Here is a 15,685-nt window from a genome sequence, read left to right as displayed (position 1 = left end):
CATAAGATTCCCTCTCTTTCTATACAATTAATTTCTTTAATTTTGAACTTATACAGTTAAGTTTAATTGACAACTTGTAATATTTAATTCCACATTTAAAGAGCTTTATTATATTTTATAAATAAAAATCATATATAAAGGAAAAAGCCATTCCAAAATTTATCATTTTGAAACAGCCTTCCTTTAAACAAAAAGTTAATTAATCGATTATTGAGAAATTACATTTGTTGCTTGAGGTCCTTTTGGTCCTTCTTCTACATCAAAGCTTACTTCTTCACCTTCGTTAACTGTTTTGAATCCTTCTTTATTGATTTTTGAGAAATGTAAGAAATAATCATTTCCATCTTCTCCTGAAATAAATCCGAATCCTTTTTTGTCGTTAAACCATTTTACTTTACCTAACAAAGTATTACCTCCTAAAATTTTACACCTCAAACAACTGTTACTGTTACAAATATATATTTTTTGTTACACTTACTTGCTTTTGGTTATCTATGTCTATTATATCACACTTTTCTAAAAAAGAATAGCCTTTTTTCTCAAAACTTTAATTATTTTTAAGGATTTATTATAAAAATGAAAATTTTAAAACTTTTATTATAATAAAACTCTTGTAATTTCCTAAAAAACAATATAAAATATATACTAAGAATAAACTTAAAAGGATGTGGTAATTTATGAATTTGAAAAAACAAATGTTAATTAGTACATTTGTAATATTAGCAATAATGAGCTGTGGAAAAAAAGAAGCAACTCAAAATGAAGATCAAGATGAAATTCAAATTGAACAACAAAGTGCTGACACTACAAATAATAATTCGCAATCCAACCCAAAAGAAGCACAGCCAGTTGTAGAATCTTCTGAAAATGTTAATGAAAATGCAACTAATCAACCCGCTTCTCAAGTAAAACCAGAAGAAGTAAAATCTAGCCAGACTTTACAACATGTAGACAGACTTATTGGTAAAGAAATCACAATGGAAGATCGAATTTTAGTATTTTCTAAAGAAAATAACCAATATAAAATAACTTACAAAGGCGAATCTGAAAATGGAATGCAAGTTGACACAAAAAACTTAACTTTCAATGAAAAAAATGACAGTTTAACAGATGGAACTTATACGTTTAAGCTAAATAAAAATAAATTAGGTTTATATGCTGGAAATCAATTTCTATTTACAGTTGATTAATCACATTAATTAATACATAAGAATACACTCAAGCAGTGAAATTATATATTTTTTATAACTGCCTGAGTTTTTTTTATACTATACTCAAACCTATTTAAAATTAAACTACTAAAAATTATATAAATTTAGGGTTTGAGTAAAATAGTCATAACTTTTGAGTTTAGTTTTAAAGCAGTTTTACTATAATAATAAATCTCATTTAAATAATGAAGATATTAAAAACTTTTTTTATCAAAGTATTAAAATCTAATATTTATGTAATTCCCTTAAAAAGTAATTCTAATTAGTTTCAACTATTTATACTAAACTCTGTTTAAATAACGAATTTATTATAAATTTTTTCATAGCGAAATAACAATCCGTATTTCCAAATAATTAAAATATAATTTTTGCTTTTTAACTAAGGAATCGTACTAAATAATGAATATATAAAATTAGAAAATTGATAAATTTCAATTTTTTATTCAATTGTAATTTTTCTAGGAATTACTCTTTTTTTCTGAGAAATTTCCCTATCTTTTCCTAAATTTTCTAAAATTTTAACTAGATATTGGTAAAGTTCTTCATTACTATAATTTTCATTTTCCATCTGTAACTTTAAATTAATATAAGCTATTATAACATCTCTTTCTACATTTCCATTTAAGCAATTTACATAGAAATTAACATCATAAATATCCAAATTTACCTTTTTAGAAGCCTCTTTCCCAAACAATTTCAAGATTTTAGGGTGAAGTGTTCCTAATTCATGTCTTGAAGAATATTTTGTATTTATCAGCTCCAACAAATTAAAATCACGCCTTAAATCTATAAAACTATTATAATCATTTCTAAGTTCTGCTCCAACTCTTGTAATAAATCTCGTTATCTCAATTTCTCCGATTTTTTTTCTTCCAGTATTTTCAAAATTCTCATAGCTTATTTCTAATTGATTATCTAAATCAAATCCAATTTCAACACCATCTTCATTTTTTATTTCAACATTTTCTCCATTATTTAAAATTTCTAACGAAAAATCTGCACTTCTAACATAAAATTTTCTTTTCTGAAAATCTGAAAATAGTTTTACTTTTAAAATATATCTATTCTCAATTTCAGGCATATCAAATTTATAATCCTCATTCATCCAAAAAATTTTTCCACCACATTTCAAAATCCCTTTTGTTATTATCACTCGTTTGCTTTCTGCATCTGTAATAATATTAAATCCTGAAATTATCCCATCTTTTCTATCCAAATAAAATAGTTCTGTCAATTCTGCTGGGTTATCCCTCAATAAATCGAGTGCCTGCTTACTTATCACCTGTCCATGCCCAAATATTGGATACTTATTCTCAATCATCTTTCCCCCATTTTTTTATTTTACTAATTTTTATTAATTTCAACTTGTAAATTTTTCAGATTTCCGGCAAAAGTTATATTTAATTGGCAAATACCATTATCTACATCAATTATATGAGATAAGTCATCTCCTTTTTGCATGATTCCATTTACATATTTTGTATCTTTTAACCAGACTGATTTTTGACTTTCAGGATTTGTACTGAAAAACATATTTAACTTATCTTCTTTAAAGTCTGTCGTTGTAAATCTTAACGTTCTTTCAATATACGTCGTTGTAAGTGTCTTATAAAGCGGCTCATAGCCTCCATCCAGATTTTTTAGCAAAGTTCTTGCCTTATATACAACTATATTCCGTATTTTTTCACGTGCCACATTTGCATTATCTGATGAAAATACAAATCCATAGTTAAATTGATTTATTCTATCCTTTATTGTATTTGTAAATCCTGATATTTCCTTAGACATTGTTGTTTTTGCATGATAAGAATTGTCTTTTTCCTCAATGTCAAAACGTACTCCTGGATATTGTGGCGATACGTTTGGAAACCTTTCCTTTAGATAATTTGAACATTGTGTGGCTCCGATTATTCCAGCTGCAACATACGACGCATCAACATACACTCCTTCTATCCAGAATTTCAACAAATCTTCCTGTTCTTTTGAAAGTGAAACCCCTGTTTCTTCTTCAAATTTCATTTTATAATCCAGCATAACACCTGACTTATCTTTTGGAATTATCGTAAAATTAGGAATTACTGGTATTAAATATTCAGAATATTTTTGATTTTCCAACATTTGAGTCTTTTCAATATATTTATCTACACCCATTGTAGCAAGGTTGTCAAACGAAGTTTCAGGCTTTCCTTCAAAATTAAAAAATACTTGGACTCTATATTCCGCTAATATAGTCATTAAGCTTGTTAATACTTCAATTGTATTTTTTTCAGTTTTATCTTCATTCTTTGTTCCCATAAATCTTTCACGAACTTTTTTCTCAGTTTTTTTCATTTCCAAATCAACATTTGGATAAATTCCAAACCATACTGTATTGTCAAAGTCATTCTTTTCATTAGTTGTGTTCAAAAATGCTCTTAATTTATCCTTATTTCCAGCCTTTACAATCATTTCAGGCTTTACATTTGTAATCAAAAGCGTTGGTTTCATAAGTCCCATTCTCACATCATACTGCTCAAAAAACATTTTCACACCCAATATTTTTTCAATTAGAGGTTTTGCAATTTTTATAAAATCTTCCTGTGCTGACTTATAAAACGCCAAATAATTATTATAATTTTCAACTTCCTGCTCAGGATCAACATCTACAAATGTCTTTGCAAGCGGCACAAATGTTCTGACAACCAAATCGCTAATATATTTATTCGGCTCATCGGTAACATTTTCATAGTCATCCCTAAAAGCCTCAACCAGAGCCGTCGTATTTTTCTCTTCAATCATGGCAAGAGCCGTCTGATTTTCCTGCTTATACTCAATTACTTCAAGCTCTCCTTTTTCTCCTACTTGAAGCATTCCCAGCTTTATTTTCTCTGACTTAAAATTATTAGTATCACTTCCAATTAAAAGCCGAGTTTTTATGTCTTCAATCGCAAGTGGTAACATTCCAAGTACATTACTATAATTTTCTGAAGCTTCTTCAAACTTTGAATTAAGTTTATCTCCTAATTCCAGTTTTTTAGGATTCTCATCATCCAGTTCTTCGTATTTCTGATAAATATACGCAATCTCTTTTCTCGTCTGCTTAATATCCTCAATAACCTTTTTTGGTGAAATTAGCTCCAAAATATTTTCAAACTTAAAATCCACATTCCTGTTCCCTTGCGATTTTCTCGCCTCAATCAATGTACTAAGCATTTTAAAAAACGTATTCCCATTATTAATCTTAATTTCTGTCACCAAATCCTCAGGTACTCCCTCCGGCTTTTTCAAAATATACTTAATACTCTGACTCTCCGCATCAAAATAACTATACACCTTCGGATCAAATTTTTCCAAAAACTCTTCAAAACTTCCAACCAAAAGATGCCTGTTAATCTCAATAACATTCTCATCATCCAGTGAATCCATATCCCTCGCATCATTAATAAGCGTCAAGATATCCATTTTCTCTGGATTAATTTCCTCAAATAAAATAGTTCGATTAGTCTGATTTATAACATTCTTATTCCCCATATTTCCTTTAAAGTTATTCTTAGTATCATATAAAAATTAATTACTGTAAACCAACTTTTTGCAATCCATTTAAACTAATTTTATACAATTTTCAAATAACTTTATTTTCCCCCTTCTTTATATTTTAATTATTTTTTAATTAATATAATGATACAATAAAATTTGGATTTTGTCAATATTATTATTTTCAATTTTTGTGTTTTATATTACTTAAATTAAGTTTTATATTTTAATTTTAAGATTAAATAATTTTTATTTTTTTACAAAATTATGAAATTAATAAATCTAATATATAATACTGTGCCCCTATTTTTGTCAAATAAATTTCTTCAAACCTACTCATCGAATCATTATCTTCAGATGAACAGATAACGGTTCCATATATATCTCCATTAACATATCCTAATTTTTTAGGATTTTTTGTTATCTGAATTGAACAACTATATTCACCATCTTTAACTTTAATAGTTTCTTCAATTTTTTTATTATAACCCAAGCTATCCAATTTATTTTCTAATTTTAAAAGTATACTCGATGTTTTTTCAAAAAATTCATTATTATTTTTATTATCATCAAAATATTCTCTATATTTTTTAAAAATGTCATTATCATATTTTTCTAATATATAATTTTTACTTTTTCGAGCTTTAATAATAATGTCAATAATTCTTTTAAGTGATACGCTCATTGTCTTATCATTCATTTTTTTATTATCAAAACTTACTTTTTTCAATATTTTTTGTGGTTTTTTTTCTGTATTTTCCTTATATTTAACATTATTAAACAAGTTTTCATTATTTTTTCCACAACATGAAATCAAAGTCAGTACTATTATTTTAATCAATAATTTTATCATTTTATCTCCTTTATCCTACGGTACCTGTATTTTGTGAATCTGTAATTATTGGCAATTCTCGTTCTTCTGGTTTTACTATATAACTTTTAGGCTTCATAAAATAATCAATTCTACTTGGTTCAAAAGCAGTTTTATTAATTTCATTGTTTTGATTTCCACCTAAAAATACATACATTCCATTTTTTCTTTTTCCAACTAATATAGCTACATGGCTATATCCATTTCGAAATTTAAAAATTCCTATAGCTCCTACAAAAGGTTGTGTTTTTTCTCCTTCAAACCAACCTCTTTTTGGCAATCCTGGTCTTGGTGCAACTCCCCAGTCATAACCTCCAACAGAAGGATTTGATGAGTTTTTATATCCCGATGTTTTTATGCAGTATGTTATAAATGCTGCACACCATGCAACTTTAGTAGGATTTTTATCTGTCCCAAAATTTGCCATAGAAAAATATGTTTTCTGTATTCTGCTGTATAAAGTTTTACCTGATTCTTTTTGTCCTCTATATTTTTTCATTTCTTCTTCCGCAATTTTTATCCATGGTGCTCTTTCTCCAATTTCTTTATGCGGACAATTATTTATTTTACATACATTAGTTTCTTGTTTTTTTTGCGGAACATTTTGAATAATTTGTTTTTGTTCTTTTATATTTTTATTTAAATTGTTATTTGAATTTTGAGTTTGTTCTATTGAAGGAATTATTTTATTCATTATTGTTGTATTTTTATTATTTTCATTTTGAATTACCGAATTATTTCTCTTTGTATCTACCTTAACCTCCTTTTCAGAACTATTATCAGCTTTTTTTTGTATATTTTTTTGTGCAACATTATTAGAATTTACATTTATCCTATTCGATGAACTATGAGTCTCATCCCACACTCCTTGACTAAACGGACACACTGCTACACTTCTCCCATTTTTTCTTATTCCATTTAAAATATCATTTGCAGTTGGAGCGTGTTTTATAGATGTATAAAGCATTTTCCCTATTCCAATCCAGTTTGATACATCTGATGATTTTATTCTTTGTTTTGGAACTGCTTTTGCCTGTCTTACATTATTTTGTATTTTGTAGTTTTGTAATTTTATTTGTCCTGTATTTGAAGTGTTTATATCACTATTTAATTCTGATTCAATCAATTTTTTTGTATTTTCTGTTATAGTTAGATTTCCAGCTTGCATTAAATAACCATAAGTTATTACTGGAAGCATTTTTGCAGAATAGAAATTTTTCCTCTCATAATCACATAGGCTTAATCCATGATTTTTTATTACTCCTTTTGTATCAAATTTAGGCCCTGATTTTTGTTTTATACTTTTATAGGCTTCTTTGAATACGGCATAGATTTTTTTTCTTAGATATTTTTCTTTTTCTGGGGTAACTTCCTGATTTGCAATTTGCATTTTTGCTTTGTTTATCTTTATAAAATTTTCTTTATTTTTCTTTTCAGACTCACTTAATTTTCTTATTCCAAGCATATTTTTTACATCTTTCGCAAAGTAAGAACGCATATTGTCCATTACCTCAGTTTTATATTTTTTCCATTTAGCATATTTTTGTGCCTCTTTTTTCAGCTGTATCTGCATAAAATTATTATTTATATCGCTACAAATATTTATTAACAGCTTATATTGACAATCTGCATCTCTCTCAGCTTCCTTAACTTCTTCTGTTTTAGTAGCTGCCGTTCCTACTTCTTTTTGTCCAGCATCATCAATACTTATTATTCCACCGTGCATACATTGTATAGTCGAAATATCCAGCAATGCTGGCTTGTCTCTTACTTTTACATCTGTATTTTTCTCCCATGTCCCTATTAATGCTGGCTGACAAATCCCGATAGCACTACATGATTTAAAAGGCTGAATATTTGTGTCATTTATATTTGCCTGCTTTGCTCCTCCAAGCATTACTCTATCTTCATTTATTATTAGCCTGCTTATATCCTTTCCAAGCGTACACTTTAACATGCAGTTAGTATTTACAAACAACTCTCCAGTAGGATTTATAATATTCTGCAAATCATAAAATGATTTATAAAACGAATACAAGTCCATAGAATCAACATTTGCTGCATAATCTCTTAATTCCTTACTGTCCTTAAATAAAGCCTGAATAATACTTTTATCTTTCTCAAAATCTGAATCATCCCTATAATTTTCATAAACTTTATCTATCAAATTACTTATTTGTCTGATATTCCGTACTTTTATTGCTGATTTTGAAGTTATCCAGTCATTAAGAACAGTAGTTACCCTTATATCTTTTCCAATTTTTTGAAGCCTGTCAAATAGTCCCATTTCACTTTTTGAAGGTAAATCTATTCCTTTGTGTTTTTTTATATACCATAATAAATAATTTCTCACTATATTACTATCTCTATATTTATGATTATCAAAATACTTAATTTCATTTTCTTCCTTAAATCCAGTCTGAACCTTCAAAAATTCAATTATTATATTGTCAATCAGCCTTCTTGATAAAGGAAACTGTCTGACTCCATTTTCATCTATAGAATAAGTTTTTTCATATTCTAATACATTTTCTCCAAGTTCTCTTATCAAATTTTCACATCTTGATTTTTGCAATTCTGAAGACTGTCTTTTTGCAACTTTTATAATAATTTCATCAATATCCTTTATTCCTTGCATGTATTTGTCATATTTTTCAGGTAATTGATTTTTTTCAATCTTAACTTCCTCATCTTTCACATGTATCTGAATCACACCTTGTATTTTATCAACATAGTCATTTTGTTTCTTAAATTTATTTACAGGCTTTTTATCAGGAAATTTAACATATTTTGCTGAATATTGACTAAGCACGTATTCCAGCGACTCTATGCTAGTTTTATTTTGAATAGGGTACGAATAAATATAATAAACTATATCCTGTATCCGCAAAACTTCATTATTCTCTTCTCTTCCCCTCAAGACATCAAACCCATGCTGTCTTATTACATTCCCAATGTTTTCATTGTCTTTTGTTGCCTCATCATACATTTTCAAAATAATATTTATATCTTCCTTATTTTCTTCCAGCACCTTTTTCCCAGTCTTAGTTTCCAAATATTTTACATAATTCTGATTATAAAGATTTTCATCTTGAAATTTAGCTTGCAGCCTCTTTAAAATAGACTCTTCAGGATTTACAAAAGCTAATTCAGGAGCTTTCCCGTTTTCAGCTCTGTCTCTTTTATACTCTTCGCTATCCCAGACTTCCTCAAATTTCTGCCCATTAAATGTGAATACTCCGATTTTGCTGGTATTTTCAACATTTTCTATTTTTGTAGTATTTGAGGTTGAAACAGGTTTTTGCATTTGTACTGGTTTTGATTGAGAATTATTTGAAATATTATTTTTAGGTTTCTGCTGAACTGCAGCCTGTTTATTTATATTTTTATTATCAGTCTGAGTATGATTTTTCTCCACAACTTTATATCCAACTTCACAATTATCCTTGAATCCAATAATTACTGATAAGTCATGTCCTGCTAAATTTTCAGCATAAAGCAGTGAAGGCATGGAATTTCCATCTACTGGTATTCCCCATACTCCTTTAAAATTATTTTCCAAAGCATTAGACATTGCACCTTGTCCACATAAATGTGAGGCAGCAAGCATTCCAGATGATGTAAGCAAAAAACTTTTCCCTCTCAAATCTTCCGCTTTATAGCCTTGATTTCTTTTTTTCATTATTATTGTTTTTACTTTTGTTTCAGAAGCAGTTACTTTTCCTGGCGCTTTATAAACTGCATTTTTAGGAACTGCTATATTTTTACAAATTTTGTCCTTATGTTTTTTCAAAGTTGCCCATCTCATTTTTACAGAACGCATAATTACTTCATCTTGTGCTGCTGGAGTATTCAAAAAACTTTGTTTTCCTGTTAACTTCCATTTTGTGGCACCTTCACCAATAAATCTGGCATTTGCCCAAGTTGATCCTTTTGGAAGCCATCCCATATCCATCAAAACATCTGTTCCTATTTGATATTTTCCAATATAGTATTTTTGGTCTGCTAAATCATATTTTCCTCCACTTTCCAGCTTAGCTAATTTTTCAAAAAATGCAACCGCACTATCCCCAATATCTACCCCATTAAATTTTCTATTTACCACAATCAATTTCCCCCTTTAAATCTTAAAACTTTCACAAAATTATTTTAGCAATTCAAATAAAATTATTATACCCCTTTTTTGTTTACTATATTCCTATTATTCCTATTTATAATTAATTTTATCATAAACTATTTTAACTGGCTTTTATGTATATATCCTTTCATATAATATCCCCCATCTTTATTATAAAAATACACATATTTCCAGGCACCTTCATTTGAAATTTCCTCAACTGTAACATTATTCGCTAATTTATGAATTATTGAGCTATCTGAACCATGGTTTTCTCTTACATTAACAACATTTTCCTTTGAAGTCGTTATAAAAATTTTACCTGTTCTCTTAGGTGATACTAGCCCAAAATCTCTAAATTCTTCACGCCACAAATGTTCACTTTTCATATCCGTTATCACATAATTTGTCCCTCCACTTGCTGCAACTATTGATAAAAACAGATTATTTTCATCAATGCTTTCCAATTGTGAATCTAAATTTACTATATCTTTTGCAATTACTTTTCCATTTTTTGTAAAAAAAGTTTCACTATTTGATTGTCCTGCATAAGCATAAGGATATGTAAGAGTGTATATTGAGTAAATATTATTTGTAAAAAAAGCTGCCCCTTCCACTTTATCATCTGCTTCTTTAGAATTTCTATTATATTCATCAACTATCTTGTAAATCTCTTTCGGAAGTTTATCTAGTGCAATTTCCTTTGTAGAAAGCTCTTTTATAATCTTTACTGTTTCAAAACCATTTATTTTGCTCTCAAATTCTGAAAAATTAGGATATTTTACCACATTTTCTCTCTTTGCAGTAAGTTCCGGGTATCTTTCTTCTATAAATATTTTTTTAGGAATCATGAAATCACGATAATTTTCATATACATAATCCACAATTTTTTTTGGAACTTCACGTAATTCCAGCCTTTTTAAGTTTTTTAATCTAGAAATTTCTTCAACTCCATTTTTTAATGGATTAAAACTTACATCCAAGTGTTCGAGCTTTGTTAATTTTCCAATCCCTCTAATATCACTTATTTTATTGTTATGTATCCATAATTCCCTTAAATTCGGCAAATTTAATAACGGCTTTACATCTTCTATCTGATTAAAATTTATTTTCAATACTTCCATTCTTTTTAGATTTTCTAGAGGCTTTATGTCCTTTATTCTATTCCAACGTAAATCAAGAATTTTTACATTTTTGTAATTTGCAACACAATTTATCTCTTCCAACCCTTTATTTCTCAAGTCTATTTTTTCAGCATTAATATTATATTTTTCTAATTCAGTACAACTTTTATCTTTTTTGGAAATTGTATGAATTTGTGCCATTTGTTCATTTGTATTTCTATTTTCTTTCAACTCATCACTTTTACTGTTACTACAGGCTATAAATACTATAAAAATTGAAATTTTTAGTATTTTTTTCATTTTTCCTCCTATTATTTATATTATTATTTTAGTTAATAAAAAGTTTATTTTATATAAATATTTTTATATTTATTCATTTTATTTTAATTTATATAATGATACCTTATGTTTTAAATTTTGTCAACAAAAAAATGATTTTTTCCTAAAAATTTTATATTATTTTGAAAAAATGCTTGTAATTATAATAAAAAAGTGATATTATTAGTTTAGAAAATAAATTTAAAACTTCAGGGCAGGGCGAAATTCCCGACCGGTGGTAAAGTCCACGAGTTGTTTTTATTTTAAATAAAATTAAAACGACATGAACTGGTGCAATTCCAGTACCGATAGTTACAGTCTAGATGGTAGAAGTGAAATGATTAATTTTTAATATGAATTTATTAAATAATTTTGTTGTATATGACTCAGTTATTTATGTAAAATTCAGAATTATAATAATTACAAATTAAAATTACCTACCTTTATATAAAAGCCTTGAATTTAGTATTCTTGGCTTTTTTAGTTTTAAATGAAAATAAAAATTAAATAATGAGAGGATGATTTAAAAATGAGAACTTTTGAAGGAAAATTTGATGGAAGAAATGTAAAAATAGCTATTGTAGCTGGAAGATTTAATGAATTCATTACTTCAAAATTGATTGGAGGGGCTTTGGATGTATTAAAAAGAAATGATGTTTCTGAAAAAAATATTGATATTGCTTGGGTTCCAGGAGCTTTTGAAATACCGCTAATTGCAAAAAAATTAGCAAATACACAAAAATATGATGCAATAATTACTCTTGGAGCTGTTATAAAAGGTTCTACACCACATTTTGACTATGTTTGTGCAGAAGTTTCAAAAGGAGTTGCCCAAATTTCATTGCAAAGTGAATTACCTGTAATTTTTGGAGTTTTAACTACAAACAATATTGAAGAAGCTATTGAAAGAGCTGGAACAAAAGCTGGAAATAAAGGGGCAGATGCTGCATTTTCTGCAATCGAAATGATTAATTTAATAAAAGAAATTGGATAAAAAATATTTTTGTAAAATTTTCAGAAAATATTGATAAAAATAAAATTATAAATTTAATTGATAGCATCATAAAAAGGAAAAAATAAAATGAGTGAAAATATTGATGAAAAATATATGAAAATAGCAATTGAACTAGCAAAAAAAGGTGCTGGATCAGTAAATCCCAATCCAATGGTTGGAGCTGTTGTCGTTCAAAACGGAAAAATTATTGGAACTGGCTATCACAAGTATTTTGGAGGACCTCACGCCGAAGTTTACGCCTTGGATGAAGCTTCAAAAAACTCTAAAGATTTGTCAGATGCAACAATTTATGTTACATTGGAACCTTGCTCGCATTATGGAAAAACACCGCCTTGTGCAGAAAAAATTGTAAAATTGGGACTAAAAAGATGTGTTATCGGCTCGTCTGACCCAAATCCAAAAGTAGCTGGAAAAGGTATACAAATATTGAGAAATGCTGGAATTGAAGTTACTGAAAATATTTTGAAAGAAGAATGCGACAAAATAAACCAAGTGTTTTTCAAATATATTATGACAAAATTACCATATTTATTCTTAAAATGTGCGATTACTCTAGATGGAAAAATTGCTACAAAAACAGACAATTCCAAATGGATTACAAACGAAGCGGCACGTGAAAAAGTGCAATTTTATCGAAATAAATTTATGGGAATAATGGTTGGGATAAATACTGTCCTAGCCGATAATCCAAGTCTTACTGCGAGAATTGAAAACGGTGTAAATCCATACAGAATAATTATTGATCCGCATTTAAAAACTGAAAAATTTCATAACATCATTAAAGAAAATATTGATGAGAAAACAATAATTATTACATCAGAAAAAAATAAAAATTCTGAAAAGCAGTTAGATTTTTCTGAAAATAGCAAGGTTAAATTTGTATTTTTAAATGGTACAAAATTCAGCTTTAAAGAAATTCTTGAAAAAATTGGAACCTTTGAGATTGACTCAATTTTATTAGAAGGTGGTCAATCTCTTATTTCACAGGCATTTGAAGAAGATATTGTAGATGCTGGAGAAATTTTCATTGCTAATAAAATTTTAGGCGATATTGAAGGAAAATCTTTTATTGCTGGATTTGATAAGAAAAATATGAATGAAGCTATTGTTTTAAAAAATGTAAAATATAATGTTTATGGTGAAAATGTTGGAATGGAATTTTTACAAAAAAATTATAGTTAACAGATTGACTATAAATACAGACTAATTTTCTGTTATCATTTTAAACTGGAACTATTATAATTTAAAATAAAAAAATTAAAAATCAGGAGAAAATTATGTTTACTGGTTTAGTTGAAGAAACTGGAAAAATTATTGATATTGCAAAAAAATCTGCAAGTATCGAGATTACAATAAGAGGGAAGAAAGTCGCTGAAAAAGCACAGATTGGGGATAGTATCGCTGTAAATGGCGTGTGTCTGACTGTTACAAAACTAAATGGAAACGACTTTACTGCCGATGTAATGTTTGAAACTATTGAAAGAAGCGGTTTAAAACGTGCCAAGGCTGGAGATATTGTAAATCTTGAAAAGTCACTTACACTTATGACTTTTTTAGGCGGACATCTTGTAATGGGAGATGTTGACTGTGAGGCTAAAATCGTATCAATTACAGACAAAGGAATTGCAAAAGTGTATGAATTCCAGCTGGATAAAAATTATAAAAATAATATGAAATACATTGTTGAAAAAGGACGTGTAACGATTGATGGAGCAAGCCTTACAGTAATTGATGTAAATGATAATGATGGAATTTTCTCAGTTTCGCTTATCCCACATACGATTGAAAATATTACCGTTGGAATGAAAAAAACTGGAGATTTTGTGAATATTGAAACAGATTTGTTTGGAAAATATGTTGAAAAAATATTAAAGTTTGACAATTTTGAAAATATAGAAAATAAAGAAAAAAAATCAAATTTAACAATGGAATTTTTACAAAAAAATGGATTCTAATTGAAAATATAATAAAAGAAAGAAGTGATTTTAAATGTCAGAAAGTAAAATAAAGTTTGACAGCATTGAAGCTGCCATTAAGGACTTGAAAAAAGGAATTCCTGTAGTAGTTGTCGATGATGAAGACAGAGAAAATGAAGGTGATTTAATAATTCCTGCTGATATTGTAACTTATGAAACTTTAAACTTTATAATTAACGAAGCACGTGGACTTATGTGTGTACCAATGTCTAAAAAGAGAGCCGAAGAACTTGAATTAAATCCGATGGTTCAACATAACACTGACTATTTTGGAACAGCTTTCACTATTTCAGTTGACTCTCTAGAAGGTACAACTACTGGAATTTCCACAGGAGACAGATTAAAAACGATAAAAGATTTGGCTGATTCTACAAAAACTGCAAGAGACTTTAGAAAACCAGGACACATATTTCCATTAATCGCACGTGAAGGTGGTGTTTTAGAAAGAAAAGGACACACTGAAGCAGCAGTTGATTTATCTAGACTTGCAGGATTTTCTGATGTAGGCGTAATTATGGAAATTTTAAGAGAAGATGGAGAAATGGCTCGTCGAAATGATTTATTTGAATTTTGCCAAAAACATAATTTAAAATTAATTACAATTGATGATTTAATTGTTTACATAAAAAAAAACGAAAAATTAGTTAAAAATGAAGCAATTGTTGATATTCCAACACAATTTGGAAACTTTACTTTTGCAGGTTATAGTGACAAAATTGAACATAAAGAATATATTGCCGTTATGAAAGGGGAAATAAAGAATAAAGAGAATACCGTAGTCAGACTTCATTCTGAATGCCTAACTGGTGATGTTTTTGGATCAAAACGTTGTGATTGTCAGGAACAACTTCACAGGGCTTTACATGAACTGGAAGAAAGCGGAGAAGGACTTATAATTTATCTACGTCAAGAAGGGCGTGGAATTGGTATTTTAAATAAATTAAAAGCATATAAACTTCAAGATGAAGGTTATGACACTGTGGAAGCTAATCATAAATTAGGATTTTCTGATGATTTAAGGGATTATGCTGTAGCAGCACAGATTATAAAGGATTTAGGAATAAAATCCATTATTTTAAAAACTAATAATCCAAAAAAAATTGAAGGACTCGAGAAATATGGGATTAAAGTTGCTGGACGTGCAGAAATCGAAATTACTGCAAATGATGTGGATAAAAATTATTTAAAAGTGAAAAAGGAAAAAATGGGACATTTATTGAAACAAAAATTATAAAAATTATTTTAACTCAGATATCATAGTTATTTTGCTAAAATATCTGAGTTTTATTTTATAGAAAATATGATTAAATTAAATATTATACTCGAACCCATTTAAAATTGAACTGATAGAAATTATATAATTTAGGACTTGAGTAAAATTTTTGAGTCCTGTTTTAAACTAGTTTTACTATACCTTACTTAAAAGTTAAAATCTTAAAAATTCATAATAATATTTTTCTTTATATAGAATAAATTTTTTAGTTTTAACATACTAATAAATTTTATTCGAGTGGAATTTATGAAAAATGGAAAGGAAAGT

At 27.9% G+C, this 15,685-nt stretch carries 11 protein-coding genes and 1 riboswitch; of the genes, 5 read left to right on the top strand and 6 right to left on the bottom strand.

Features of this window, described 5'->3' with window-relative positions; genetic code table 11:
• Window positions 1-207 precede the first annotated feature (207 nt).
• Entirely contained in the window at window positions 208-405 is a 198-nt protein-coding gene (locus tag ACEG17_RS05525) for a cold-shock protein (protein WP_015769847.1), read from the bottom strand.
• A 272-nt stretch (window positions 406-677) separates the two neighbouring features.
• Here ACEG17_RS05525 and ACEG17_RS05520 point away from each other — a divergent pair, with 272 nt between their 5' ends.
• The gene (locus ACEG17_RS05520) at window positions 678-1,190 is read left to right on the top strand and encodes a hypothetical protein (RefSeq protein WP_372582889.1); all 513 of its coding nucleotides are present in this window, start codon (window positions 678-680) and stop codon (window positions 1,188-1,190) included.
• A gap of 460 nt (window positions 1,191-1,650) precedes the next feature.
• Here the strand turns inward: ACEG17_RS05520 and ACEG17_RS05515 are convergent, their stop codons facing one another.
• From ACEG17_RS05515 to ACEG17_RS05495, 5 genes are all read right to left on the bottom strand, one after another.
• Entirely contained in the window at window positions 1,651-2,532 is an 882-nt protein-coding gene (locus ACEG17_RS05515) for a hypothetical protein (protein WP_372582888.1), read from the bottom strand.
• Between the two features lie 23 nt (window positions 2,533-2,555).
• Window positions 2,556-4,721 (bottom strand): transcriptional regulator, encoded by a 2,166-nt coding sequence (locus tag ACEG17_RS05510; RefSeq protein ID WP_372582887.1) that lies wholly within the window; start codon window positions 4,719-4,721, stop codon window positions 2,556-2,558.
• A gap of 268 nt (window positions 4,722-4,989) precedes the next feature.
• Window positions 4,990-5,577, bottom strand: a complete 588-nt coding sequence (locus ACEG17_RS05505; protein WP_372582886.1) for a hypothetical protein — start codon at window positions 5,575-5,577, stop codon at window positions 4,990-4,992.
• A 10-nt stretch (window positions 5,578-5,587) separates the two neighbouring features.
• Complete coding sequence (locus ACEG17_RS05500; protein ID WP_372582885.1) at window positions 5,588-9,700, bottom strand: DUF4280 domain-containing protein; 4,113 nt, start codon at window positions 9,698-9,700, stop codon at window positions 5,588-5,590.
• 128 nt (window positions 9,701-9,828) lie between these two features.
• Window positions 9,829-11,136: a leucine-rich repeat domain-containing protein gene (locus ACEG17_RS05495; protein WP_372582884.1), complete on the bottom strand. Its 1,308-nt coding sequence runs from the start codon at window positions 11,134-11,136 to the stop codon at window positions 9,829-9,831.
• 219 nt (window positions 11,137-11,355) lie between these two features.
• Window positions 11,356-11,493: riboswitch (FMN riboswitch) on the top strand.
• Window positions 11,494-11,683: 190 nt separating this feature from the next.
• Between ACEG17_RS05495 and ribH the strand changes: the two genes are divergently transcribed.
• From ribH to ACEG17_RS05475, 4 genes are all read left to right on the top strand, one after another.
• Entirely contained in the window at window positions 11,684-12,148 is a 465-nt protein-coding gene (gene ribH / locus ACEG17_RS05490; protein ID WP_372582883.1) for a 6,7-dimethyl-8-ribityllumazine synthase, read from the top strand.
• 87 nt (window positions 12,149-12,235) lie between these two features.
• Entirely contained in the window at window positions 12,236-13,351 is a 1,116-nt protein-coding gene (gene ribD / locus ACEG17_RS05485) for a bifunctional diaminohydroxyphosphoribosylaminopyrimidine deaminase/5-amino-6-(5-phosphoribosylamino)uracil reductase RibD (protein WP_372582882.1), read from the top strand.
• A 95-nt stretch (window positions 13,352-13,446) separates the two neighbouring features.
• Entirely contained in the window at window positions 13,447-14,124 is a 678-nt protein-coding gene (locus ACEG17_RS05480) for a riboflavin synthase (protein ID WP_372582881.1), read from the top strand.
• Between the two features lie 34 nt (window positions 14,125-14,158).
• Window positions 14,159-15,379 carry a bifunctional 3,4-dihydroxy-2-butanone-4-phosphate synthase/GTP cyclohydrolase II gene (locus tag ACEG17_RS05475; RefSeq protein WP_372582880.1) on the top strand — a complete coding sequence of 407 codons (1,221 nt, stop codon included), beginning with the start codon at window positions 14,159-14,161 and terminating at the stop codon, window positions 15,377-15,379.
• The last annotated feature ends 306 nt before the right edge of the window (window positions 15,380-15,685 follow it).

It is taken from the genome of Leptotrichia hongkongensis (assembly GCF_041538065.1).
GTDB classification, from domain to species: domain Bacteria; phylum Fusobacteriota; class Fusobacteriia; order Fusobacteriales; family Leptotrichiaceae; genus Leptotrichia; species Leptotrichia hongkongensis.
Note: the sequence above shows the minus strand (reverse complement) of the source record. Positions and strands in the feature narration are given on the sequence as shown.